The following is a 22,899-nucleotide window of genomic DNA, read 5'->3' as shown; positions in this document are numbered from 1 at the left end:
CCGGGCTACCGTGTCGCGGGCGAGAGGAAGCACCCCTTCTCGGCCTCGGCCTTGATGCCGCGGTAGCGCTTGATCTGGTCTTGCAGCCCCTCGCTGTCGCGGATGTAGCCGCCCCGCTCACCGCTGATCGAGGTGGCTTTGGCGGCGGTGCTCATCTCGACGTAGTCGTCGAAGCTGAGCTTGGACGCCAGCGCATCGAGCGCACAGGCGCACTTGTTGACCATCTCGAAGTGCGGCCCGGGGTGGGCGTCCATGCATTCGTGCACGTAGAGCACGCGGTCGACGGTCGGGAAATCGTTGGCCAGCGCGTCGGCGGCGGCGCCCAGGGGCAGGAGGCACAGCGTCAAGCGGGCGAGCGGGTGTTTCATGGTGTTGGAAGGTGCAGGGCGTGGGATCGGGGTGGCTCGGGGTGCCGGCGGCGACGGGTCAGAGCTCGGCGCCCTCGGCCTGAAGCTCTTCGACGATCAGCGGCGCGGCCTGGGTGTCGCTCGAGGCGCCCGAGGGGATCTCGGTGCGGATGGCGTAGACGCCGCCGGGCACGGCCTCCGACAGCACGAAGCGGTACTGCTTGCGCACGAACTTCTCGTACTTCGGCCGGTTCGGGTCGTCGAGGAACGGGCTGAAGCTGATCTCGGTCGCCTTCACGGCCTGCCCGCGCCAGCGCACCGACAGCTCGCGCAGCGCGGCGCCCTGGTAGACGGCCATGCGGATGCGCTGGCGGAAGTGGTTCTGCGAGCCTTTGGTCAGGCGCTGCATCTCGCGCACGTCGTGCTCGAGGAAGTACAGGATCACCGGGTTGCCCTCGGCGGTCGGCACCTCGGGCAGGTTCAGCCGGCGCTCGCCGCTGAGGAATTCGCTGCGCGCGGCGCAACAGCTGCCGTCGGGCGCGGCGGTGAACGCCACGGCCACCTTGTCGTCGAAGCCGGGCTCGAAGCTGCCGGCCTTGCGAAACGAATAGCGCAAGGTCTGCGGCGGCTTCACGCGGCCCAGTTGCGGTGACATGAACAGCAGCCGCTCGGCGGGCGAGTAGTCCTGCTTGTCGGTCTGCGCCGGCGCCGATGCCGTAGCGGGTTCGGGCACGGCGGCGCCGGCGGGGGTCGTCAAAGCACACAGGGCCAGTGCAGCCAGGGTGAAGGGCAGACTCGTTTTCGGCAAGGGCATTCAGCGGCTTTCGATGGCGTGCAGCAGATCGCGTGCGAAGTCGGATTGAAGGGTCTCGAGTTGGGCCTGGGCCTGCAGCGCGCGGTCACGCAGGCCCTGGTGCAGGTAGACCAGGCCGAGCCGGAACCAGGCCTCGCGCCATGCGGGCGCGAGCGCCAGCGCGCGCTCGAGCGCACGCTGCGATTCGGGCAGGCGGTGCAGCGCGTCGAGCGCGAGCCCGTGCAGGTACCAGGGCTCGGCGTCGTCCGCGTCGACACGGGTCCAGTTGAAGGCCAGCGATTCCAGCTCGTCCCAGCGGGACTCGTGTTCGAGCACCGCCGCCTTGAGGAAGTTCGGCTGATCCTGTGGGGGTTGTTCCCAGTACGACCGGCTGGCGCTGCCCGCCGGCATCACCGCGCGGTAGGCGCTCTCGTCGGCCAGCAGGGGCTGCAGCCACTCGACGGGCGCGGCGAAGTAATGTGCATCGCCGCCGCGCAGCCGGAAGGTGAGGATGCCGACCAGGCGCAGCTTGTCGTCGAACAGGCCGCCGCCGCTGGCGCCCGAGCTGAACCAGTTCGAGCTCTGGGCGACCTGGCTGCCGTCCAGCTTGTGCAGCGCAACAATCGTCCCTTCGCTGCTCTGGATGCCCATGCCGCCCGAGTAGCCCAGCGCCATCACGGCCTGGCCGATCGACAGGCCGCCGGAGCGGCCCAGGCGAACCGTGCTGGCGGTCATCGTGGGCACACGCAGCACGCACAGGTCGTGTTCCACATCGCTGGCCTGCGCGTCGGCCAGCCAGCGCGCGGCGCCGCGCAGCACATGCACCTCGCGGGCATCGCGCGTGACATGGCAATTGGTCACCACCTTGTCGGGGGCCACCACCACGCCGGAGCCGAGCCCGTAGCCACCGCGGGATTGCAGCACCTCGATGCGCAACACGCTCGCGCCGAGCTGGACGAAGGCCGACGGCGCGATCGCCGCGCTGCACGGCGCCGCGGCGGCGAGCCACAGCGCCAGGCACAGGCTCGGGGCGCTCAGCGGCTTCATCGACGCCTGCCATGCAGTGCCGCACTACCTCTGCTCGGCGGCGTACGAGGCGTCGACCAAGGGCACGCCGTATTCCTTCAGGATGGCCTGGATCTCCGCCTGCTTCGACTGGATCAGCCCTTCGACCTGCTGCTTCCATTCGCGCTCGCCGTAGCGCACGCCCATCGCGATCTCGTAGTCGAACTTGACGCCCGGCTCGGACTTCAGCGGCACCACCGTCATCGGCGGGGCCTTGATGCGCTGTGCGAAGAAGCCGGCGATCGGGCCCCAGACGATGGCCACGTCGATCTTGCCGGCGGCCAGGTCCTTCTCGATGATCTCGCCGGGGTACTGCGCCGGGTCGGCGTTGAGCATCTTGTAGGGCACGCCCTGCTCGACCAGCTGGTGCTTGGCCAGCCAGTCGGACGCCGGCGAGCGGTCGTAAATGCCGATGCGCAGCGTCTTGAGCTTGGCGGGCGGCAGGCTCAGGAAATCGGCGGCGGTGGCCACGTCGTCCAGGCCGCGGCCCTTGGGGACGACCAGCGCGTAGGTCGAGCGGTAGTAGGGCTTGGTGACCGACACCTGGTCGAAGCCGGCAGGCACGCCCATCATGATGTCGCAGGGGTAGTCGCGCCCCGGCAACTTGAAGCGCAGCGTGTTGCGCACGAAGGCAAAGCGCTGCGGGTAGGAGTAGTAGGTGACGGGCAGCCCGAGCGCCTTGCCGAACAACTCGGCAATGCGGTTCTCGATGCCCTCCTTGTTGTCGTTCGAGAAGGGCAGGTTGTTCGGGTCCTGGCAGACCTTCAGCGCCTCGCGGGGCGCCGGCGCGTCAGCGGCCTGCGCCATCGCCAGAGGCGAGGACAGGGCCAGCACCGCGCTCACCGATGCGATCGCGGTGCGGCGCCGCGCCTGCTCGAGCCGCCGGTCGGTGTTCATTTCTTCTCTTCGACCTTGGCGCGCGTGATCGCGCCGTCCGAGCGGCCTTTCAGGTAGGCGTAGAGCTGGTTGATGTTCTCCATCACCACCGGGCTGTTGCCGAAGCTCTGCATGCCCTTCTCGAGCCGGCCGTTCGTGACCGTCGTGACGAACTCTTCCTTGGTCAAGGTCTTCAGGCTGTTGACCAGCGAGGGGCCGACCAGGCCTTCCTGGTTGGCGCCGTGGCAGCGGTCGCAGGCGGCGGCGCGCCAGGTGCGGAAACCCTTCATGGTTTCGGAATCGACCTTGTACCCGTCTTCCACTGTGTACAGCGGGGTCTTGATTTCCTCGGCATTGACTGTGGCGCTGGCCGTGCCGGCGAAGTAGGCGAGGGTGCACAGCGTTATCGAGCGAAGCTTCATGTCCGTAATCCAGGTAACAAGGTTGGTACAGAGGCCAGTAACTGGAAGGGGGAGGGCTCCTGGCTGAGCGCCTCCCCCTTTGGTCGATCATCGGGTCGCGCCAGAACCTTTCAACGCGCGACCCTTGTTCGCGTTGTCAGTTCGGCAGCGCGAACACCGTCAGGGAGCCACCGAGTTCGGTGTACTGGTTCAGCTCCCGGTAGCCACCCACGGCGCCCAGGCCCTCGTTGTCCTTCTCGAGACCCGCGGCCATGCCGATGCCGGCCCAGCCACCGATGCCAGAGAACACACCGATGTATTGCTTGCCCTTGTGCTCGTAGGTGAACACGTTGCCGATGATGCCGGACGGGGTCTTGAACTTGAACAGTTCCTTGTTGATGTCCTTGGCATCGACGCACTTCAGGTAGCCTTCCAGCGTGCCGTAGCAGGAGATGCCGCCCGCGGTGTTGAGCGAGCCGCTCCACACCGAGAACTTCTCGGGGTGGCTCTGCACGATCTTGCCGTTGCCGGCGTCCCAGGTGATGTAGTTGCCCATGCCGCCATGGCTACCCGGGGCCGGGTACATCGACAGCGTGGCGCCCACATACGGCTGGCCCGCGGTGTATTCGACCTTGAACGGCTCGTAGTCCATGCAGACGTGGTTCGTCGGCACGTAGAACAGCTTGGTGTTCGGGTCGAACGAGGCGGGTTGCTGGTCCTTGCTGCCCAACGCCGCCGGGCAGATGCCCTTGGTGTTGACGTCAGGACCGTTCTGCGCCGTGGAGTACTTCGACACGACCTGCGGGCGGCCGGTCTTCATGTCCACGTGCGTTGCCCAGTTCACCTTCGGGTCGTACTTCTCGGCCACCAGCAGGGCGCCGTTCGTGCGGTCCAGCGTGTAGGCGAAGCCGTTGCGGTCGAAGTGCACCAGCGCCTTGGTCGGCTTGCCCTTGACGTCGATGTCGGCCAGGATCATTTCGTTGATCCCGTCGAAATCCCACTCGTCGAACGGCGTCATCTGGTAGACCCACTTGACCTTGCCGGTGTCGACATCACGGGCCCAGATGCTCATCGACCACTTGTTGTCACCCGGGCGTTGCGACGGGTTCCAGGTCGAGGGGTTGCCGGTTCCGTAGTAGACGAGGTTCAGCGCCTTGTCGTAGCTGTACCAGCCCCAGGTCGTGCCGCCGCCGATCTTCCACTGGTCGCCCTTCCAGGTCTTCAGCGAAGAATCCGGGCCCACGGGCTTCACGGCACCGTCGGTCCAGGTGGTGGTCGTGTTCGGGTCGATCAGCATCTCGGCGTCGGGGCCGACGCTGTAGCCCTTCCAGGCCAGCTTGCCGTCCTTCAGGTTGTAGGCGGCCAGGAAGCCGCGCACACCCCACTCGCCACCGCTGATGCCGGTGATGACCTTGTCCTTGAAGACGTGCGGCGCGTTGGTGTTGACGGCCCCCAGCTTCGGGTCGCCGTTCTTCACGCTCCACACCAGCTTGCCGGTCTTGGCGTCGAGCGCCACCAGGTTGCTGTCGGCCTGCTGCAGCAGGACCTTGCCTTCGGCAAAGGCCAGGCCGCGGTTGACCGTGTCGCAGCACATCTGCGGGATGACCGCCGGATCCTGCTTGGGCTCGTACTTCCACAGGATCTTCTGCGTGTCGAGGTCGATCGCGAAGACCTTGTTCGGGAAGGGCGAGTGCAGGTACATGACGCCGTCGATCACGAGGGGCGAGCCCTCGTGGCCGCGCAGCACGCCGGTGGAGAAGGTCCACGCGACCTGCATCTTGCCGACGTTGCTCTTGGTGATCTGGTTCAGCTTCGAGTAGCGCTGGTTGTAGAAGTCACCAGCCTGGGTCGCCCAGTTCTTGGAGTTGGCGATGTTCTTTTCAACATCGGCGTTGGCCGTTACCAAGGTTGGTAGTGCCAGCAGTGCGATCCCAAGACCACTTGCGACGGCTGCGCTCGGTTGTCGGAAATATCTCATTGATGTCTCCTGGATTAGACGGGTTTCCGAGGACGTGCACGCCAAGCCACTGGTGCCTGATGCGCACTGCCTGGAAGCTCCCGTCCGCAACAACCATGCCGGATCGAGTTGTTTAGCCAAGCGTCACGTTTGTGCCGCTTTTTTGTGCCTCTTTGACAATCCTCATGGGCTCCTGGGGGTCTGGAAGTGCGTGGAAACCCTCGCTTTCAAGGCCTGCCGGCGCCTCGAATCGGCCGGCTCGAAAAGGACACGCGGCGCGACCGCTTCCACTTTTGGCGCAGAGTGTTTCACTGTGCCCGCGGCAGTGTCGTGTTGGCGTGATGCGCTCATGTCTGCGCATCGTCGCGCCGCCCGCGAGGGGCGCGAAAGTTGCAGGGCAAAGAGCTCACTGCACCTAGGGTGAACCCCCGGATCGCCGCGTGCGCCGCAGCCTCGAAACTCGGTGTCGCACATACATGGATACACACATACATACACACCCCATGCGCCCGCACGACCGCCCATGCTGAAAACGACCGGCCTGACCAAGCGATATGGCAAGAGCACGGCGCTGCAATCCCTCTCGCTGCAGATCGATGCAGGCCAGTTCGTCGCCTTGCTCGGGCCGAACGGTGCCGGCAAGTCGACGCTGTTCCAAGTGCTGACCGGCCTGTTCGCCGCCGACGAGGGCGAGGTCGAAGTCGCCGGGCATTCGCTGCGGCACGCGGCCACGGCCGCCTTGCGCCACATCGGCGTGGTGTTCCAGCAGGTGTCGCTCGACCTCGACCTGAGCGTGCGCCGCAACCTGCTGTTCCAGGCCGACCTGCACGGCCTGCCGCGCCGGGTCGCGCTGCAGCGCATCGAGGCAGGCTGCGCGCGCCTGGGGCTCGCTGCCGAGCTCGAGCGCAAGGTGCGCGAACTGTCGGGCGGCAACCGGCGCAAGGTGGAGCTGGTCCGTGCCGGGCTGCACGCGCCCTCGGTGATGCTGATGGACGAGGCCACCGTCGGGCTGGACCCGAAATCACGCCACGATCTGCTGAGCGCCTTGCATGCCGACGTGCGCGAGCGCGGCGTGTGCGTGCTGTGGGCGACGCACTGGGTCGAAGAGGCCGAGGGCGCCGACCGCGTGCTGGTGCTGCACCGCGGCACGCTGCTGGCCGACGGCACCCCCGCGCAGGTGACCCAGGCGCTCGGTGCGCCGACGCTGGAGGCTGGTTTCATCCAGCGAACGTCATGAGCCACTCCCGAAGCGCCTTCGGCGCCTCTTCCTCAAGGGGGCTGAGCCCGGACCCGAAAGGTCCAGTGGATCTTTTGTGCCTGGCGAAGGGCTGGGCCGCCAGGCCCGGCGCGGCCTGCAAGGCCCGCCAGCGGCCCGGCAGAGCCGGTTCCGCGGCGGCTGCTTGGCTGGGCCTGGCGATTTGGGCCAGCAGTGCTGCGGGCCAAGGCACGGCCTATGTGTCGAGCGAGAAGGACGACGCGCTGACCCTGATCGACCTGGCCACGCTGAGCGTCAAGGGCACCCTGCCGACCTGCCAGCGCGGCCGGCACCTGCAGATCACACCTGATCGCAAGCTGCTGGTGGCGTGCACCGACGCCAACGCGGCGGATCTGATCGATCCGGCCACGGGCAGGTCGCTGCGCCGCATTCCGCTCGGTGACGCGCCCGAGGCCTTCGATCTCTCGCCCGACGGCAAGGTCATCTACGTGTCGAACGAGGATGCGGGCGCACTGAGCTTCATCGATGCGGCCAGTGGCAAGCTGCTCAAGTCGGTGAAGGTCGGCGAGGAGCCCGAGGGCGTGAAGGTCAGTGCCGACGGCAAGACCGTGTACGTGACCTCCGAGGTTGCGAGCATGGTCCACGTGATCGACACCGCCTCGGGCCGGGTGGTGAAGAACATCCCGGTCGGCAAGCGCCCGCGCCGGATGGCGCTGACACCGGACGGCAAGGAGCTGTGGGTCACCAACGAGCTCGGCGCCAGCGTCAGCATCGTCTCGACCGCGACCCAGGCGGTGTCGGCCACGCTGACGTTCGAGCTGAAGGGGGCGCGCGCCGAGGACATCACGCCGGTGGGCATCCAGATCAGCCGCGACGGCAAGCGTGCCTTCGTCGCGCTCGGCCGGGCCAACCACGTGGCCTTCGTCGACGTGCCGGCGCGCAAGGTGGCGAGCCTGGTGCTGGTCGGCAAGCGCGCCTGGAACGTGGCGCTCGACAAGGCCGAGGCGCGCCTGTTCGTGGTCAACGGCCTGAGCGACGACGTCACGGTGGTCGACGTGGCCTCGGCGAAGGCGCTCAAGAGCATCCCGGTCGGCCGGGTGCCCTATGGCCTGGTGACGGTCGAATGAGGCGGTCATTCGTCGCCACCGCCCTCGCGGCCGCGCTGTTGCCCCTGGCCGCCGGCGCCGCCGCGCTCAAGGCCACCGTGATCGGCCTCGAAGACGACCCCCGGCTGGAGCGCACGCAGCTCGAACGCGCCTACCTGGGCCACCCCGGCGGCCCGGCGCTCGATGGCCTGAAGGTGGCGCTCGACGAAGGCCGCTTCGAGCTGGAGGCGGCCGGCGCGGCCGTCGACCTCGCCAGCGCCCGTGCCGGCAGCCTGGCCGCGGCCCGGGCGGCGGCCCAGGCGGCCGAGAAGGGCGGCGCCGCCGTCCTGCTGACCGACCTGCCGGCCGACTGGACGCTGGCGGTGGCCGATGCCGTCAGGCTGCCGGTGCTGAACCTCGGTGAGCCGGCCGACCGGCTGCGCCAGCAGGATTGCCGGCCCCGGCTGCTGCACCTGATTCCCAGCGAGCGCATGCGCAGTGATGCGCTGGCCCAGACACTGGTGTCACGAAAGTGGAACAAGCTGCTGCTGCTGGTCGGCCCCCGGCCGGACGACCAGCAGCGCGCGGCGGCGGCCCAGGCGTCGATCCGGCGCTACGGCCTGCAGGTGGTGGCCAGCAAGCCCTTCAAGCTCTCGGGCGACCCGCGCGAGCGCGAACTGGCCAACCCGTTGCTGCTGACCGCCGGCAGCGGCTACGACGCGGTCTGGGTGGTCGACAGCGACGGCGAGTTCGCACGCAGCCTGCCCTACCGCACCGTGCTGCCGCGACCGGTGGTCGGCGATGCCGGCCTGGTGGCGCTGGCCTGGCATGCGCAGTTCGAGCGCTTCGGCGCGCCGCAGGTGTCGCGCCGCTTCGCCAAGGCCGCCAGGCGGGCGATGACGGCGCAGGATTGGGCCGCGTGGATGGGCGGCAAGGCGCTGGTGAGCCTGGCCGCCTCGCTGCCCAAGGGGCCGGCGGCGGCCTGGGCGCAGGCGCTGCCCAAGCTGGCGCTCGACGGCTCGAAGGGCACGGCGCTGAGCTTTCGCCCCTGGGACGGCCAGCTGCGCCAGACCCTGCTGCTGACCGACGGCCAGGGCGTGGTCTCGCAGGCGCCGATCGAAGGTTTGCTGCACCCCAGCAACGTGCTGGACACCCTGGGCGCGGATGCGCCGGAGAAGTCATGCAAGACCGCACCCTGAGCCGCGGGCCCGTGCTGCACGCGCTGCAGGCCCTGCGCGCCATCGTGCTGCGCGAGCTGTACAAGTTTTCCCAGCAGACCGGGCGGGTCGTGTCGGCGCTGGTGCGGCCGCTGCTGTGGCTGGCGGTGTTCGCGGCCGGCTTTCGCAACGTCTTCGGCGTGGCGATCGTCGAGCCCTACGACACCTACATCCCTTACGACGTCTACATCGCGCCCGGGCTGGTGGGCATGGTGCTGCTGTTCAACGGCATGCAGTCGTCGCTGGCGATGGTCTACGACCGCGAGATGGGCCTGATGCGGCTGCTGCTGACCGCGCCGCTGCCGCGGCCCTGGCTGATGTTCTCCAAGCTCTGCGCCACGGCCGTGCTGTCGGTGCTGCAGGCGCTTGCCTTCGTCGTGCTGGCGGCGCTGCTCGGCACGGCGCTGCCGCTGTGGTCGCCGGCGGGGCTGCACGCGCTGCTGGCGTTGATGGCCGGCGCGCTGATGCTCGGCTCGCTGGGCCTGCTGCTGTCGGTGCACATCAAGCAGCTCGAGAACTTCGCCGGCACGATGAACTTCGTCATCTTCCCGATGTACTTCCTGTCGACCGCGCTGTACCCACTGTGGAAGCTGCAGGAATCCGGCGCCGAGTGGGTCTACCAGCTGGCCCGCTTCAACCCCTTCACCCACGCCATTGAATGGCTGCGCTTCGCGCTCTACGGCAAGGACCCGGGGCTGTCCCCCTGGGTCGTGCTGGGCTGCGCGGCGGTCTTCTTCACGCTCGCCTGCTGGGGCTACGACCCGCAGCGCGGCTTCGGTGGCCTGACCAAGCGAGGTGCGGCATGACGGCGACATTCCCCAGGCGCGATCGGAAGGTCGCTTGGCGCAGCGACCTGTGGTGGGTGCTGGCGGCGGTGCTGCTGTGCTACGCCGCCGCCTCGGCGATCGACCTGCACGAGCTACTGGGCCGCTGGCTCGCGCCCTACGAGCGCTGGAACGCCGACGAGCTGCCGCTGGCCGGCGGCGCGCTGACGGCCGGCTTGGCCTGGTATGCGATGCGCCGCCGGCGCGAGGTGCAGGCCGAGCTGCGGATGCGCGAGCGCGCCGAGGCGCGGGCCGCCGAGCTGCTGCTGCACAACCGCGAGCTGGCGCGCCAGCTCATCGCGCTGCAGGAGAGCGAGCGCACGGCGCTGGCGCGCGAGCTGCACGACGAGCTCGGGCAGCGCTGCAGCGCCTTGCTGATCGAGACGGCGGGCCTGCGGCGCGAGGCGCGCGAAGCGGGCCCGCAGATGCTGGCCGCCGCCTCGCGCGCCCACCTCGCGGGCCAGAGCGTCTACCAGCTCGTCGGCGACCTGCTGCGCCGGCTGCGGCCGGCCAACCTGGACACGCTGGGCCTGGTGGCCGCGCTGCAGGAACTGTGCGAGGCCTGGGAAGAGCGCAGCGGCGTGGCCTGCGTCTTCCATCACGAAGGATTGCTGGACGGCCTGCCCGACGCCGTGAACATCACGCTCTACCGTGTCACCCAGGAAGCGCTGACGAACGTCGCGCGCCACGCCCAGGCCAGCGGTGCCCACATCCGGCTGGCGCGCACCGGGCCGCAGGCGCTGTGCCTGAGCATCCAGGACGACGGCCGTGGCATGGACCCGCAGGCCGCCACGCGCGGCCTGGGCCTGCTGGGCGCCGGCGAGCGCGCCGCGGCGATCGGCGGCGAGCTGCAATTGCACAGCCGGCCGGGCGAGGGGCTGCGGCTGCGCCTGAGCGTGCCGCTGCCGGCGCCCGGGCTGGCAATGCCCAGCGAAAGGGTGGCGGCATGATTCGTGTGCTGCTGGCCGACGACCACCCGGTGGTGCGCAGCGGCTACCTGCGCCTGCTGGAGCAGACCCCCGACATCCGCGTCATCGCCGAGGCCTCGACCGGCGAAGCCGCCTACGCTGCCTGGGTCGAGCACGAGCCCGACCTGCTGGTGACCGACATCTCGATGCCCGGTGCAGGCGGCCTGGCGCTGATCCGCCGGGTGCGCCTTCGCTCCCCCACGGCCCGCGTGCTGGTCTTCAGCATGCACGACAGCGGGCCGCTGGTGCGCCAGGCGCTCGATGCCGGCGCGCGCGGCTTCCTCACCAAGGCGAGCGCCCCCGAATGCCTGGTCGACGCCGTGCGTGCGCTGCAGGCGGGCCAGCCCTACCTCGACCCGGCCCTGCCGCCCAGCCTGCTGCGGCGCGACCCGGCGCAGGAGGCCGAGCGCCTGGCGAGCCTGAGCCCGCGCGAGTTCGAGATCTTCCGCCTGCTGGCCCAGGGCCATTCGCCCGGCGAGTGCGCGCAGCTGCTCAAGCTCAGCTCCAAGACCGTCTCCAACCAGCAGACCCTGATCAAGGAAAAGCTCGGCGTGGCCACCTCGGCGGCGCTGGCACACCTGGCGATCCGGCACCAGGTGATCAGCACGGCGGGGGCTTGAAGTAGTGCCCCTTCACGAAGGTGATGTGGTAGCAGTTGATGATCTCGCGTGCGGCCTCGAAGGTCTCGGCGGCACCGCCGAGGTAGAACAGCCACGTCCTTCGGAACTTCTCGCTGAAGCGCTGGGGATCGATCGCACGGATGCGCTCCCAGTTGGCTTCGAGATTCCTCAGCCACTGCTCCACGGTGCGGTGGTAGTGGTACGAGACGTTGTCGATGGCCTGGACGTCCAGGCCATGCTTTTCCATGAAGATCAAGGTCTGCGCCAGGCTCGGGATGTAACCGCCGGGGAAGATGTGCTTGATCGTGCAGTAGTTGGTCGGCCGCTGCTTCATGTTGAAGGTCGCCGAGATGAGGCCGATGCCTCCGGGGCGCAGGCCGCGGGCGATGCTCTCGATCCATTGCTCGTTGCAGTCCCGCCCGGCGTGCTCATGAACGCCTATCGACACGAACCGGTCGTAGCGCGCAGGCTCGTCGGCCAGCTCCCGGTGATCCTTTTCGACGAGCGTGAGCTTGCCACTGAAGTGGCGGGCTTTCATCAGCATGCGCATCGCGTCGTTCTGGCTGGCAACGAGCCCGTAGCTGGTCACGTCGGCGCCGTACTTCTCGGCCGCGAGCATGGACATGTATCCCCAGCCGGGGCCGATTTCGACCAGCTTGTCACCGGGCTTCAGCCGAAGTTTCCGGCAGATCAGGTCGAAGTTGTTGTGCTGTGCCTCGTCGAGGCTGCGCGTGTCTTCCGTCCAGAACCCCTCGGTGTAGCCGAACGTGTCGCCGAGCACGAGGCGAAAGAACTCCGTCGGCAGGCCGTAGTGGAAGGTGGCGTTGCGCTTGGCCTGCGCGAAGTCCTTGTTGTTCTGCTTCCACTCGAGGACATGCCGCTTCACGAGGGTCAGCGGGTGTTCGAATCGCCCGAAGGTCTTTCGGTATCCGATGTTGACCAGCTTGCGCAGGCCTTGTTCGCCGACGATGTCGACGTCGCCGTCGAAGTACGACTCGAGGAACTCGAACATCCCACCCAGCACCATGCGCCACTCGGCCCGGCGATGGCGGAAGATGATCGTGACGTCCGGGTCGCCCAGGCGCGTGGTCTCGTGCGTGGTGTGGTCGGAAAAGACGACCTTGAGGTGATATTTCTGGCCTGCGGCAACGCCATCGACGATTCTTCGGATGAGCGCCCGCACCACGGAAGGCGCCGCCGCATCGGCGGTTCGCGAATCAGTGGCGGACATGCTTGTTCACCCGGCCGGTTCAGGCCGCGTGGGCCTCGGCGGCGGCTCTTGCGGTCGGCCGCGGCTGCGGAGCCGTCACCGTCTCCGGAAGCAGCCGGTCGTATTCCTTCTTGACCACGGCATAGCACTCGCAGGCCTGCTTCTCCAGCCCTTGGCGATCGAGCGCCAGGATGTGCCCGCGCGCGTAGCGGATCAGACCGAGCCCCTGCAGGCGCAGCGCGCCCTCTGTCACGCCTTCGCGGCGAACGCCGAGCATGTTGGCGATCTGTTCCTGCGTCGCGACGACTTCGTTGCCCTGAACACGGTCCAGGCTCATGAGCAGCCAGCGGCACAGCCGCTGGTCCAGCGAATGGTGGCGGTTGCACACCGCCGTTTGCGCCAACTGGGTGATCAGGGCCATGGTGTAGCGCAGCAGCAGGTGCGCCGCCGAACCGGCCCGGGCGAACTCGTCCTGCATCATCCGTGGCGGCAGCCGAAGCACCTCACCGGCCGTTCGCACCACCGCACTGCTGGTCGTGGACCCGCCTCCCAGGAGCAGTTCCACGCCGACGATGCCCTCGTTGCCGACGACGGCGAGCTCCGTCGATGCGCCGTCTGCCGTCTCGTAGACCAGGGAGACGACGGCCGTCGTCGGGAAGTACGCGTAGCTCATCTGGCTGCCTGACTGGTGCAGCGCCAGGCCCTGCGGGACCTCGACCCGTTCGAGTCGTGGCAGCCACCGCTGCCGCGCGTCGATCGGCAGTCCGGCGATGAGATGGTTCGATCGTGGCGTGGACGCGATGCACATCACACGGCTCCCGTGACCTTTGAACTCGCTTTGCCGACCTTTGTAGGCGGCCCGGGACTCGGTTCCTTTGATCGCGCGCAAGCGATGAATCGGCCTATGTTCGACAGTGGACAAAGTGGCCTGGAAACCTCCAGGCACCCGTGGAGCAGTCATGTACGGATTCACCACCACACTGACAGGCGTTTCCTTCGATCAGGCGTTGGCCAAGACCATCGATGCCCTGAAGGCCGAGGGCTTCGGCGTGCTGAGCGACATCGACGTTCAGCGTGCAATGAAGGAAAAGCTGGGCGCGGCGATGCCGCCTTACCGCATCCTGGGCGCCTGCAATCCAGCCCTGGCACACGAAGCGCTGCAGGCCGAGCCGGACATCGGCTTGCTGCTGCCCTGCAACGTGATCGTGCGCGAGGACCCGTCGGGCCGCGTGGTGGTGGGCTTTCTCGATCCACAGACCATGGTCGGCCTCGTCGGCAGGCCCGAGGTGCAGGCGGTGGCCGACCAGGCCGAGCAGCGCCTGCGCCGGGCCTGCGCAAGCCTGGCGGGGCAGGAGAGGGTGCCGCCCTAAGGTTTCCTTAAAGCTTGCCAGGCCCAATGTGCATCATCGATTCCACTGCTGGAGCTTATTCATGATGTGCACAAGAGACCTGGCCTGGGGGTTGCTCGCGGTCAGTGCGAGCCTGGCGTTCACGTCCGCTTCGGCGGCGACCGGCATCCAGATTGGCGCCAGTGGCAAGACCTACGCCTCTGCCGCCTGGCAATGCGGCCTGCATCCGGTGGACGGGTTGGCGCCGTTCGTCCAGGCCGGCCTGTACAACCCGAAACGGGCGAGCGGCACGGTGTCGCTCAATGGCAGCGCGGTCGCCACGGTCAGCCCGCGCAGCCCGGACGCCACCGTCTGGCTGAGCAACGGGCTCGACACCGTCACGGTCGCGACCGGCAAGGTGGTGGACAGCTACAGCTTCGACGTGAGCGTCACCTACCCCGGCCAGCCGAACATCTGCATTCCGGATACCGGGGCCAACACCTACAGCGGCGACCTGGAATACGCAGCCAGCCTCAAGTCGTATGCCGTGGTGACGCCGGGCTGCGCGTTCAACGCGCTGACGGGCCGCGCCCAGCCGTTCGTGAACCTGTTCGACAACGGCCGATACCTGCTGAACGTGTCGGTCAACAACATCCCGCTCACCCAGCTGAACGGCACGACGCGGGCGCATGTGCCCGTCTTCCTCAGCGCGGGGCTGAACGTGATTTCCGCGGCCAACGGCTCGCTGTCGACTGACTACTACGTGCGCGACGGCGGGACGGGCACCTGCGCCTTGCCTTGAGCAACGCGCGAAGGTAGAGATCGGGCACAGCGCAAACGCCGGGAAGGCTTCCCTATCGCCCGGGCACGGCACTGGCTAGGGTAAAGGGCAAGGGCAGGGCCGCACGGCTGGCCCATGCCCCCAACCATGCCAAGCCCGGAGACCAGTTCTGTGAAGTGCCCAACGCCGCAGCGGCGCCGCCCGGCCGCTCGCCCCACAGCAGCCCTTGCCGCCCAAGCCGCCATTCAAGCGGCCGTGCTCGCCGCCTTTGCGCCCGCCACGTTGGCGCAGGACCTGGCCGCCGCCGCGGCCGACGCCACCGCCCCGCAGCGGGTGGAGATCATCGGCACCACGCCGGTCCCCGGCGCAGGCGTGGCGAAGGACTTCATCCCGGCCAACGTGCAGACGGCCGACGATGAGCGCCTGCGCCAGCTGCAAAGCCTGAACCTGCCGGATTTCCTGTCGAGCCAGCTGCCCAGCGTCAACGTCAACGAGGTCCAGGGCAACCCGTACCAGATGGACCTGAACTACCGCGGCTTCTCGGCCAGCCCCTTGCTGGGCACGCCGCAGGGCCTGTCGGTGTTCCAGGACGGCGTGCGCATCAACGAGCCCTTCGGCGACGTGGTGAACTGGGATCTGATCCCCAAGGCTGCGCTGGCCCGGCTCACGCTGCTGCCGGGCTCGAACCCGCTGTTCGGGCTGAACACGCTGGGCGGCGCGCTGTCGCTGGAGACCAAGCGCGGCGACACCCACCCCGGCACCGAGGCCGAGCTGCAGGCCGGCTCGTTCGGCCGCGTCAGCGCCCAGCTGTCGCACGGCCGCTCACTGGGCGACCATGGCCACCTGTTCCTCGCGGTCGAGACCTTCGACGAAGACGGCTGGCGCGACTACTCGCCCTCGCGCGTGCGCCAGCTGTTTGCCAAGACCGGCCAGCACACCTCGGCAGTCGACTGGGACGTCAGCCTGACGCACGGCGACAACCGGCTGATCGGCAACGGCCCGCTGCCCGAGAGCATGCTCGCCGCCGACCGGAGCCAGGTCTACACCCGGCCCGACATCACCGACAACGAGATGACGATGCTGACGTTCAACGGCCGCGTCCGGCCGAGCGCCGCGCTCGAGATCTCGGGCACCGCCTACAGCCGCCACGCCCGTGCGGCCACGCTCAACGGCGACCTGAACGACGCCTACGACCCGCCCGAGGTCACCGCCGTCGCGGTGGAGCACCGCACCCACACCCGACAGCAGGGCGAAGGCCTGGCGCTGCAGGCCAGCTACGGCATCGACGCCCATCGCCTGGCCGCCGGCGTCACGCTCGACCGGGCGCGCAGCCGCTTCAGCCAGACCACCGCCGAGGGCGATCTCGACGCGACCCTGCTGGTGCTGCCGACCGGCGAGGCGGTGGTCGACGCGATGATCGGCGGCCACAGCCGCAGCGGCGGCCTCTACGCCACCGGCCTGTTCGAGCTCGACCCCACGCTGCACCTGAGCGTCTCGGGCCGTTACAACGACACCCGCGTCCAGACGGTGGATCTGGGCCGTGCGACGCTGGGCCTGGACACCCAGCTCGACGCCAACGCCCGCTACCGCAAGTTCAACCCGGCGCTGGGCCTGACCTGGCAGGCCAGCTCAGGCGTCACCGCCTACGGTGGCTTCAGCCAGGGCAGCCGGGCACCCAGCCCGATCGAGCTCGGCTGCTCCGACCCCGAGCACGCCTGCGTGCTGCCCAACGCGCTGCAATCCGACCCGCCGCTGAAGCAGGTGGTCTCGCGCACGCTGGAAGGCGGCCTGCGGGGCCACTGGGATAACAGCCCGATCGGCGAGCTGCGCTGGAACGCCTCGGCCTACCGCACCATCAACCAGGACGACCTGCTGTTCATCAGCAACGGGCTGGCGGCGGGCTACTTCACCAACTTCGGCCGCACGCTGCGCCAGGGGCTGGAGTTGGGCCTGTCGCAGCGCCGGGCCGCTGTCGACTGGGCGGTGTCGTACAGCTACCTGCGCGCGACCTTCGATTCGTCCGCCTGCCTGTTCGCCGAGGCCAACAGCACGGCCGAGACCAGCGCCGCCTGCACCGGCCAGGGCGAAATCGAGGTCCGGCCGGGCAACCACCTGCCGGGCCTGCCGGCGCACAGCCTGAAGATGAGCCTGGATGCGCGCTTCGGCGAGGCCTGGACGGCCGGGGCGCAACTGCAGGCGTACTCCAGCCAGTTCGCGCGCGGCAACGAGAACAACGCGCACCGGCCCGATGGAGAAGCGTTCAACGGCTCGGGGCGCGTCGGCGGCTACGCGCTGCTGAACCTGACGGCGAGCTGGAAGCCCGCTCCCGCCTGGGAGTTGTTCGCCCGGCTGACCAACGTGTTCGACCGCCGTTACGCCAGCTCGGGCCTGCTGGGCGAGAACGCCTTCGATGCGCAGGGCCGGCTGCTCGCGCCGGACGCCCGGCCCACGGCGCAGTTCGTCGGCCCCGGGGCGCCCCGGGCGCTGTGGCTCGGCCTGCGGTGGTCGCTGGACGGCGCCTGATCCCGCGCAGGGTCGACATCTCGGCGCGTCTCTTGCTCTGAGCCTGCCGGGAGTGGTCAGCCGATCACCACCGTGCCACGGAGGTGACAGTCTGTCCTGTTGCCCTCGGCCACCTGGAGCGCGCGCATCGATGGATTCAAACCCTTCCCGGGCCTCGGCATGAACCGCGACGGCAGCCTGCTGCAGGATTGGCGCCGCATGGCCCTGGCGCTGGAGCAGGAGGTGGCGCAGGCCGTGATCGGCCAGGCGCGGGTCATCCGGCTCATCACCACGGCGGTCTTCGCCCGCGGCCACGTGCTGCTGCAAGGCGACGTGGGCGTCGGCAAGACGACGCTGCTGCGCGCCTTTGCCCGTGTGCTGGGCGGGGCCTTCGCGCGCACCGAGGGCACCATCGACCTGATGCCCAACGACCTCATTTATCACACCTACATCAGCGCCGAGGGCCGGCCGGCGGTGGAACCGGGGCCGCTGATCCAGCACGGCGAAGACCTGGCGATCTTCTTCTTCAACGAGATCAACCGCGCCCGGCCGCAGGTCCACTCGCTGCTGCTGCGGGTGATGGCCGAGCGCAGCGTGTCGGCCTTCAACCGCGAGTTCCGCTTCCCGCACTTGCTGGTCTTCGCCGACCGCAACCGCGTCGAGCGCGAGGAGACTTTCGAGATCTCGGCGGCCGCCCGCGACCGGTTCATGATGGAAGTGACGGTGGACGCGCCGGCCACCGACGAAGACCGGCAGACGCTGATGTTCGACCCCCGCTTCCACGACACCGATCGCCTCGTCGGCGGCCTGGCCGAGGCGATGATCGACCACCGCGAGCTCGGGCCCGTGGCCGAGCTGATCCAGCGCAGCATCCACGCCTCGCCGACGCTGCAGCAGTACGCGCTGGCCCTGTGGCGGGCCACCGCCGTGCCGGCCGACTACGGGGTGCAGCTGCCCGACATCGACAGCGCGCAGTTGATGCTGGCGGGCGCCAGCCCGCGCGGCATGAGCATGCTGCTGCGTGCGGCGCGCGTCGTGGCCTGGCTGGACGGCCGCGACCACACGACGCCCGAAGACGTGCAGGCCGTCTTCCTCGAGACGATCGCCCACCGCCTGTGCTTCCAGCCGGTCTACGAGATGCGCCGCCAGGAGATCACCGGGCCGCTCGTCGCGGGCATCCTGGGCGCCGTGGCGGCACCCTGAGCGATTGCTCCCAATGGCCGCGCCCGACAAGCCACCGGCACCGATCCGCGAACTGCACTACCGGGTCGACGCGCCGGTGCTCGGCCACTTCCCCGGCCACCACCGCAGCCGGCGAGGCGACAGCGGTTTCGAGTTCCGCGGCCACGCCAGCCTGCTGGATGCGCCGGATCCGCGCCGGCTCGACCTGCACGCCAGCCTGCGCGATCCCTTCGGCAACTGGATGGTGCGGGTCTACAGCCAGCGCAAGTCGATCCCGGTCGTCGTGATCGCCGACCTGTCGGCGTCGATGGGCTTCGAGGGCGCGCGGCGCAAGCTCGATGTGCTGGCCGACTTCGTCGACAGCCTGGCCTGGTCCGCCTGGCGCACCGGCGACAGCTTCGGCTTCATCGGCTGCGACGCCGAGGTCAGGGCCGATTTCCTCCAGCCGGCCACCCGCGCGCGTGGCGTCGGCAGCCCGCTGGCGCAGCGCCTGCGCGAGTGGCAGCCGGACGAGCGGCAAGGCCGCTCGGCGCAGGGCCTGCTTGCCGCGCAGCGCTACCTGGGCCGGCAGCGGGCGCTGGTGTTCCTGGTGTCGGATTTTCATTTGCCGCCGCGCTTGATCAGCGACGTGCTGGGCAGCCTGGCCCACCACGATGTCGTGCCGGTGGTGCTGTGGGACCCGGCCGAGTTCGGCTTGAGCGCCCCGCGCGGCCTGGCCCAGGTGGTGGACCCGGAGACCGGCCGGCAGCGGCTCGTCTGGTGGCGGCCGGCGCTGCGCACGCGCTGGCAACAGCATCACCAGGCGCGGCATGACGCGCTGCAGCAGCTGTTCCGTGCCCGGCGGCTCAAGCCGCTGTTCATCGAAGGCGGGTTCGACGCCGAGGCCGTCACCCGTCATTTCACATGAACTGTCTCCGTTCGTGTTCGGTCCTGGCGCTGCTGTGCCTGCCCATGATGGCCTCGGCGCAGACGGCCAACACCAGCGAGCCGCGCGCCTTCGGCTATTCGGTCGGCGATGTGGTGACGCGCCGCATCCACCTCGACCTGCCCGCCGGCATGCGGCTGGACGAATCGTCGCTGCCGCAGGTCGGCGGCCGCGGCCGGTCGCTGGAGCTGCGCAGCGTGGAGCGGCGGGGCAGCGAGATCGAGCTGGCCTATCAGGTCTTCCTGGCGCCGCGCGAGGTGCGCACGCTGGAGTTGCCGCCGCTGGCCTTGCGCATCGAAGGCGGTCCGCGGGTCGTGGACCTGCGGGTCGACGCCTGGCCGCTGACGGTGGCGCCGCTCGGGCCCGTCGACGCATCGCCGCGCCATGGCCTGGGCGAGATGCGGCCCGACGCGCCTCCCCCCTTGATCGACACCTCGGCCTTGCGCCGGCGCCTGCTGGGCTATGGCGCGCTGGGGCTGTTGCTGCTGGGTTACCTGGCGCATGTCTACATCGGCCTGCCCTGGTGGGCGCGCCATCGGCGGCCCTTCGGCCTGGCCTGGCGAGCCGTCCGGCAACTGCCGGCGCAGCCGGGCGCCGAGCAGTGGCGCGAGGCCTGGGCGAGGGTGCATGGCGCGCTGAACCAGACGGCGGGTGAAGCGGTGTTCGAGCCCGGGCTGGAGCGCTTCCTCGCCGCCCACCCCGGTTTCGAGTTGCTGCGCGACGAGCTGCTGCAGTTCTTCCAGCGCTCGCGGGCCGTGTTCTTCGCGGGCGACGCGCCGCAGGTCGACCGCCGCTGGCTGCTGGACTTCTGCCGCCGCTGCCGCGACGCCGAGCGGGGGAGTGCATGACATGAGCCTGGATGCACCCGGCTGGCTGTGGCTGTTGCCGTTGGCGCTGCTGCCGCTGTGGGCGCGGCGCGGTGTTGCCTTGCCCAACGCCTGGGTGACGCTGGTGCCGCACGACGCCGCGTCCGACCTGCTGCAGTGGGCGCTGCGCGGCGCGGCGGTGCTGGCGCTGGCGGCGCTGATGCTGGGCCTGGCCGGCCCGTACCGGCCCGAGTACCCGGTCGAGCGGGTCGGGCGGGGCGCCGAGATCGTGCTCGTGCTCGATCGCAGCCGCAGCATGGACCAGGGCTTCGCCGGCGGGCGCAACGCCCAGGCCGAGGCCCTGCTCGGCAGGGGCCCCGAGGCGCTCGATTACTACGCCCGGCTGCGTGCCAACGAGGCCCGCCAATCCAAGGGCATGGTGGCCCGGCAACTGCTGTCGGAGTTCGCAGGCAAGCGGCCGGAAGACCGCTTCGGCATGGTCGTCTTCAGCACGCTGCCGATGCGGGTGCTCGATTTCACGCAGAAGAGCGACGCCATCCAGGCCGCCATCGGCGCCGGCAACATCGGGCGCGGCCTGTCGGAAACCAACATCGGCCTGGCCATGCTGGCGGGCTTGAGCTTCTTCGAGGACCGGCCCTACACCGGCTCGCGCATCATCATGCTGGTCTCGGATGGCGGCGACCACATCGATGGCGACGTGCGCGATCGCATCGCCCACCTGGCCCGCAAGGACCGCGTCGGCGTGTACTGGCTCTACATCCGCTCGGCACGCAGTGCCGGCCTGGGCCCGGCGGCGGCCGACGGGCCGTTGACGGCCGGTGGCGATGCGGCGCCCGAGGTCGCGCTGCACCATTTCTTCGAATCGCTGGGCACGCCCTACCGTGCCTATGAGGCCGAGAACCCGCAGGCGCTGCAGAAGGCCATCGAAGACGTGGACCGGCTCGAGAACCTGCCGATCAACTACCTCGACACCGTGCCCCGGCGCGACCTCTCCGCCTGGGCCTTCGGCCTGGCGCTGGCCTGCGTGCTGCTGACGCTGGGCGCCAACCTGACGGAGATCCGGCGATGGCGCTGAGCTGGAGCGGGCGCAGCCGCACGAGGATGGTCATCGGCCTGTTGCTGCTGGTGGCGGCCGCCGCAGTGGCCGACGGCGTGCGGCTGTGGCGCGATGAAGGCTGGAACCACCTGATCCAGGCCAGCCCACCGCCGCCTGCCGCCGCGGGCGAACCCGCTGAAGCGCGCTTTGCGCGGGCCCACGCGCAAGCCGCCAGCGAAGCGCTGGAAGACGCGCTGAACGGCTACCGTGCGCTGCAGGGCGACACGCCGCTGGGCCAGGCGGCGCGCTACAACAGCGCCAACCTGTTGATGCGCCAGGCCATCGCCCAACGCGCCACGGGCGAGCCGGGGCAGGCGATTGCGCTGCTGGAGCTGGCCAAGGAGAACTACCGCGAGGTGCTGCGCCACGACCCGCAGAACTGGGACGCGCGCTACAACCTCGAGCGCGCCCAGCGCCTGCTGCCCGACCCGGACGATGCCGAAGAAGAGGCCGCCGCGCAGCCGCGCAACCGCGAGCGCGCCGCCACCACGATGCGCGCCTACACGCCGGGGTTGCCGTGAATCCGGTCTGGCTCGACCGCGGCTTGCTGGGCGGCGCGGCGCTGGCGCTGGCCATCGGCTTCATGCGGCCCACCTGGCCGACCGAGCGGGCGCTGTTCGAGCAGGTGATCGTGCTCGACGTGACGCAGAGCATGAACGTGACCGACACCGTGCTCAATGGCAAGCCTGCTTCGCGCCTGGCCTTTGCCAAGCACGCCTTGCGCGAATCGCTGCTTCGGCTGCCCTGCGGTTCGCGCATCGGCTGGGCGGTGTTCACCGAACACCGCTCGTTCCTGCTGTACAGCCCGATCGAGGTCTGCGCCCACCTGAACGAGCTGCGTTCGACGCTGGACCGCATCGACGGCCGCATGGCCTGGATCGGCGGCAGCGAAGTCGCCAAGGGCATTCACAGCGGCATCGGGCTGGTCAAGCAACTGCCTCGCCCGACGGCGCTGGTGTTCGTCACCGACGGGCACGAGGCGCCGCCGCTGAACCCGCGCCACCGCCCGGCGTTCGACGGCCGGCCGGGTGAGGTGGCCGGCTTGATCGTCGGCGTCGGTGACCTGCTGCCGTCGCCGATCCCGAAGACCGACCCCGATGGGCGCGCGCTCGGCTTCTGGCGCGCCGACGAGGTGATGCAGACCGACCCGCGCAGCCAGGGGCGGGGCGCCAGCGTCGGCGGCGAAACGATGGTTGAAGACTCGGCGGCTGCGGCGCCGCTGCCGGATGCGTCCACCGGCAGCGAGCACCTGTCTTCACTGCACGACGCCTACCTGCGGCTGCTGGCCTCGGAACTGGGGCTGGGCTATCACCGCCTGCAGTCGTCCGAGGCCCTGAGCGCCGCGTTGACGGCGCCGGTGCTGGCGCGGCCGGTGCCGGTGCAGGCCGACGGCCGGGCCGCGCTGGGTGTGCTGGCGTTGGTGCTGTTGCTGGTGCGGCACCTCGGGCACATGCCGCTGCCGCGAAGGCTGCGCTACTTGGCCAGCCGCACGATGCCCAAGGCCTTGAGCACGTACTTCTCGTAGATCGGGTCCGAGTTGCCGGTCTTCATCTTGCGGATGAAGTACTTCTCGAAGGCGATCTTGGCCAGGTGGACCCACTTGCCCTTCTTGAACCAGTTCACGTTGCGCGGCGGGATCTGCGGCAGCGCGACGAAGGCCGCCCCGGTGTCGCCCATGT

At 69.3% G+C, this 22,899-nt stretch carries 23 protein-coding genes and 1 pseudogene; 15 read left to right on the top strand and 9 right to left on the bottom strand.

What is annotated here, in order from left to right; all coding sequences use genetic code 11:
• Positions 1 to 5: 5 nt before the first annotated feature.
• The 6 genes from VJ693_RS23270 to xoxF form a co-directional block, all read right to left on the bottom strand.
• Positions 6 to 368, bottom strand: coding sequence for a hypothetical protein (locus VJ693_RS23270; protein ID WP_324158201.1), 363 nt, complete (start codon positions 366 to 368; stop codon positions 6 to 8).
• Positions 369 to 426: 58 nt separating this feature from the next.
• Entirely contained in the window at positions 427 to 1,080 is a 654-nt protein-coding gene (locus VJ693_RS23265) for a hypothetical protein (protein ID WP_324158200.1), read from the bottom strand.
• 81 nt (positions 1,081 to 1,161) lie between these two features.
• Positions 1,162 to 2,187, bottom strand: a complete 1,026-nt coding sequence (locus VJ693_RS23260) for a tetratricopeptide repeat-containing serine protease family protein (protein ID WP_324158198.1) — start codon at positions 2,185 to 2,187, stop codon at positions 1,162 to 1,164.
• A gap of 24 nt (positions 2,188 to 2,211) precedes the next feature.
• Positions 2,212 to 3,102 (bottom strand): substrate-binding domain-containing protein, encoded by an 891-nt coding sequence (locus VJ693_RS23255; protein ID WP_414652353.1) that lies wholly within the window; start codon positions 3,100 to 3,102, stop codon positions 2,212 to 2,214.
• Complete coding sequence (locus tag VJ693_RS23250; protein ID WP_324158196.1) at positions 3,099 to 3,503, bottom strand: cytochrome c; 405 nt, start codon at positions 3,501 to 3,503, stop codon at positions 3,099 to 3,101. The genes VJ693_RS23255 and VJ693_RS23250 overlap by 4 nt, the downstream gene beginning before the upstream one ends.
• A gap of 136 nt (positions 3,504 to 3,639) precedes the next feature.
• A complete protein-coding gene (gene xoxF, locus VJ693_RS23245; RefSeq protein WP_324158194.1) occupies positions 3,640 to 5,460 on the bottom strand; it encodes a PQQ-dependent ethylene glycol dehydrogenase XoxF in 1,821 nt (606 codons plus the stop codon).
• Positions 5,461 to 5,962: 502 nt separating this feature from the next.
• Here xoxF and VJ693_RS23240 point away from each other — a divergent pair.
• The 6 genes from VJ693_RS23240 to VJ693_RS23215 all read left to right on the top strand — a co-directional run bounded on the left by VJ693_RS23240 (position 5,963) and on the right by VJ693_RS23215 (position 11,369).
• Entirely contained in the window at positions 5,963 to 6,676 is a 714-nt protein-coding gene (locus VJ693_RS23240) for an ABC transporter ATP-binding protein (protein ID WP_324158192.1), read from the top strand.
• Positions 6,677 to 6,843: 167 nt separating this feature from the next.
• A complete protein-coding gene (locus tag VJ693_RS23235; protein ID WP_414652356.1) occupies positions 6,844 to 7,782 on the top strand; it encodes a PQQ-dependent catabolism-associated beta-propeller protein in 939 nt (312 codons plus the stop codon).
• Positions 7,779 to 8,939 (top strand): branched-chain amino acid ABC transporter substrate-binding protein, encoded by a 1,161-nt coding sequence (locus VJ693_RS23230; RefSeq protein WP_324158190.1) that lies wholly within the window; start codon positions 7,779 to 7,781, stop codon positions 8,937 to 8,939. The genes VJ693_RS23235 and VJ693_RS23230 overlap by 4 nt, the downstream gene beginning before the upstream one ends.
• Positions 8,921 to 9,763: an ABC transporter permease gene (locus VJ693_RS23225; protein WP_324158188.1), complete on the top strand. Its 843-nt coding sequence runs from the start codon at positions 8,921 to 8,923 to the stop codon at positions 9,761 to 9,763. Before VJ693_RS23230 ends, VJ693_RS23225 begins: the two co-directional genes overlap by 19 nt.
• A complete protein-coding gene (locus tag VJ693_RS23220) occupies positions 9,760 to 10,731 on the top strand; it encodes a sensor histidine kinase (RefSeq protein WP_324158186.1) in 972 nt (323 codons plus the stop codon). The genes VJ693_RS23225 and VJ693_RS23220 overlap by 4 nt, the downstream gene beginning before the upstream one ends.
• Positions 10,728 to 11,369, top strand: coding sequence for a response regulator transcription factor (locus tag VJ693_RS23215; RefSeq protein ID WP_324158184.1), 642 nt, complete (start codon positions 10,728 to 10,730; stop codon positions 11,367 to 11,369). The genes VJ693_RS23220 and VJ693_RS23215 overlap by 4 nt, the downstream gene beginning before the upstream one ends.
• Here VJ693_RS23215 and VJ693_RS23210 read toward each other — a convergent pair.
• Together VJ693_RS23210 and VJ693_RS23205 are read right to left on the bottom strand one after the other, a co-directional pair.
• Positions 11,350 to 12,600 (bottom strand): cyclopropane-fatty-acyl-phospholipid synthase family protein, encoded by a 1,251-nt coding sequence (locus tag VJ693_RS23210; protein WP_324158183.1) that lies wholly within the window; start codon positions 12,598 to 12,600, stop codon positions 11,350 to 11,352. The genes VJ693_RS23215 and VJ693_RS23210 overlap by 20 nt on opposite strands.
• A gap of 19 nt (positions 12,601 to 12,619) precedes the next feature.
• Positions 12,620 to 13,387: a Crp/Fnr family transcriptional regulator gene (locus VJ693_RS23205; RefSeq protein WP_324158180.1), complete on the bottom strand. Its 768-nt coding sequence runs from the start codon at positions 13,385 to 13,387 to the stop codon at positions 12,620 to 12,622.
• Between the two features lie 151 nt (positions 13,388 to 13,538).
• Between VJ693_RS23205 and VJ693_RS23200 the strand changes: the two genes are divergently transcribed.
• The 9 genes from VJ693_RS23200 to VJ693_RS23160 all read left to right on the top strand — a co-directional run bounded on the left by VJ693_RS23200 (position 13,539) and on the right by VJ693_RS23160 (position 22,745).
• Positions 13,539 to 13,949 carry a DUF302 domain-containing protein gene (locus VJ693_RS23200; RefSeq protein WP_324158178.1) on the top strand — a complete coding sequence of 137 codons (411 nt, stop codon included), beginning with the start codon at positions 13,539 to 13,541 and terminating at the stop codon, positions 13,947 to 13,949.
• Between the two features lie 61 nt (positions 13,950 to 14,010).
• The gene (locus VJ693_RS23195) at positions 14,011 to 14,709 is read left to right on the top strand and encodes a hypothetical protein (protein ID WP_324158176.1); all 699 of its coding nucleotides are present in this window, start codon (positions 14,011 to 14,013) and stop codon (positions 14,707 to 14,709) included.
• 234 nt (positions 14,710 to 14,943) lie between these two features.
• The gene (locus tag VJ693_RS23190) at positions 14,944 to 17,211 is read left to right on the top strand and encodes a TonB-dependent receptor (RefSeq protein WP_324158174.1); all 2,268 of its coding nucleotides are present in this window, start codon (positions 14,944 to 14,946) and stop codon (positions 17,209 to 17,211) included.
• 159 nt (positions 17,212 to 17,370) lie between these two features.
• On the top strand, positions 17,371 to 18,393 hold the full coding sequence (locus VJ693_RS23185; RefSeq protein WP_324158172.1) for a MoxR family ATPase: 1,023 nt from the start codon (positions 17,371 to 17,373) through the stop codon (positions 18,391 to 18,393).
• A gap of 13 nt (positions 18,394 to 18,406) precedes the next feature.
• The gene (locus VJ693_RS23180) at positions 18,407 to 19,279 is read left to right on the top strand and encodes a DUF58 domain-containing protein (protein WP_324158170.1); all 873 of its coding nucleotides are present in this window, start codon (positions 18,407 to 18,409) and stop codon (positions 19,277 to 19,279) included.
• Positions 19,276 to 20,145 (top strand): hypothetical protein, encoded by an 870-nt coding sequence (locus VJ693_RS23175; RefSeq protein ID WP_324158168.1) that lies wholly within the window; start codon positions 19,276 to 19,278, stop codon positions 20,143 to 20,145. Before VJ693_RS23180 ends, VJ693_RS23175 begins: the two co-directional genes overlap by 4 nt.
• Before the next feature lies 1 nt (position 20,146).
• Entirely contained in the window at positions 20,147 to 21,199 is a 1,053-nt protein-coding gene (locus tag VJ693_RS23170; RefSeq protein WP_324158166.1) for a vWA domain-containing protein, read from the top strand.
• Entirely contained in the window at positions 21,190 to 21,741 is a 552-nt protein-coding gene (locus tag VJ693_RS23165) for an MxaK protein (RefSeq protein ID WP_324158164.1), read from the top strand. The genes VJ693_RS23170 and VJ693_RS23165 overlap by 10 nt, the downstream gene beginning before the upstream one ends.
• On the top strand, positions 21,738 to 22,745 hold the full coding sequence (locus VJ693_RS23160) for an MxaL protein (protein ID WP_324158162.1): 1,008 nt from the start codon (positions 21,738 to 21,740) through the stop codon (positions 22,743 to 22,745). Before VJ693_RS23165 ends, VJ693_RS23160 begins: the two co-directional genes overlap by 4 nt.
• Here VJ693_RS23160 and VJ693_RS23155 read toward each other — a convergent pair.
• Positions 22,694 to 22,899, bottom strand: a pseudogene (locus VJ693_RS23155) (NAD(P)/FAD-dependent oxidoreductase); the annotation flags it as partial. The gene VJ693_RS23160 and the pseudogene VJ693_RS23155 overlap by 52 nt on opposite strands.

Origin of the sequence: Ideonella sp., from assembly GCF_035254525.1 — a bacterium.
Lineage (GTDB): Bacteria > Pseudomonadota > Gammaproteobacteria > Burkholderiales > Burkholderiaceae_C > Ideonella.
Note: the sequence above shows the minus strand (reverse complement) of the source record. Positions and strands in the feature narration are given on the sequence as shown.

Excerpts from the sequence above, each read along its gene's own strand:
- VJ693_RS23195 (WP_324158176.1), top strand. The coding sequence starts at position 14,011 with ATGATGTGCACAAGAGACCTGGCCTGGGGGTTGCTCGCGGTCAGTGCG.
- VJ693_RS23220 (WP_324158186.1), top strand. The coding sequence starts at position 9,760 with ATGACGGCGACATTCCCCAGGCGCGATCGGAAGGTCGCTTGGCGCAGC.
- VJ693_RS23255 (WP_414652353.1), bottom strand. The coding sequence starts at position 3,102 with ATGAACACCGACCGGCGGCTCGAGCAGGCGCGGCGCCGCACCGCGATC.
- VJ693_RS23205 (WP_324158180.1), bottom strand. The coding sequence starts at position 13,387 with ATGTGCATCGCGTCCACGCCACGATCGAACCATCTCATCGCCGGACTG.
- VJ693_RS23260 (WP_324158198.1), bottom strand. The coding sequence starts at position 2,187 with ATGAAGCCGCTGAGCGCCCCGAGCCTGTGCCTGGCGCTGTGGCTCGCC.
- VJ693_RS23225 (WP_324158188.1), top strand. The coding sequence starts at position 8,921 with ATGCAAGACCGCACCCTGAGCCGCGGGCCCGTGCTGCACGCGCTGCAG.
- VJ693_RS23185 (WP_324158172.1), top strand. The coding sequence starts at position 17,371 with ATGAACCGCGACGGCAGCCTGCTGCAGGATTGGCGCCGCATGGCCCTG.
- VJ693_RS23210 (WP_324158183.1), bottom strand. The coding sequence starts at position 12,600 with ATGTCCGCCACTGATTCGCGAACCGCCGATGCGGCGGCGCCTTCCGTG.
- xoxF (WP_324158194.1), bottom strand. The coding sequence starts at position 5,460 with ATGAGATATTTCCGACAACCGAGCGCAGCCGTCGCAAGTGGTCTTGGG.
- VJ693_RS23270 (WP_324158201.1), bottom strand. The coding sequence starts at position 368 with ATGAAACACCCGCTCGCCCGCTTGACGCTGTGCCTCCTGCCCCTGGGC.
- VJ693_RS23240 (WP_324158192.1), top strand. The coding sequence starts at position 5,963 with ATGCTGAAAACGACCGGCCTGACCAAGCGATATGGCAAGAGCACGGCG.
- VJ693_RS23165 (WP_324158164.1), top strand. The coding sequence starts at position 21,190 with ATGGCGCTGAGCTGGAGCGGGCGCAGCCGCACGAGGATGGTCATCGGC.
- VJ693_RS23170 (WP_324158166.1), top strand. The coding sequence starts at position 20,147 with ATGAGCCTGGATGCACCCGGCTGGCTGTGGCTGTTGCCGTTGGCGCTG.
- VJ693_RS23215 (WP_324158184.1), top strand. The coding sequence starts at position 10,728 with ATGATTCGTGTGCTGCTGGCCGACGACCACCCGGTGGTGCGCAGCGGC.
- VJ693_RS23180 (WP_324158170.1), top strand. The coding sequence starts at position 18,407 with ATGGCCGCGCCCGACAAGCCACCGGCACCGATCCGCGAACTGCACTAC.
- VJ693_RS23230 (WP_324158190.1), top strand. The coding sequence starts at position 7,779 with ATGAGGCGGTCATTCGTCGCCACCGCCCTCGCGGCCGCGCTGTTGCCC.
- VJ693_RS23175 (WP_324158168.1), top strand. The coding sequence starts at position 19,276 with ATGAACTGTCTCCGTTCGTGTTCGGTCCTGGCGCTGCTGTGCCTGCCC.
- VJ693_RS23200 (WP_324158178.1), top strand. The coding sequence starts at position 13,539 with ATGTACGGATTCACCACCACACTGACAGGCGTTTCCTTCGATCAGGCG.
- VJ693_RS23250 (WP_324158196.1), bottom strand. The coding sequence starts at position 3,503 with ATGAAGCTTCGCTCGATAACGCTGTGCACCCTCGCCTACTTCGCCGGC.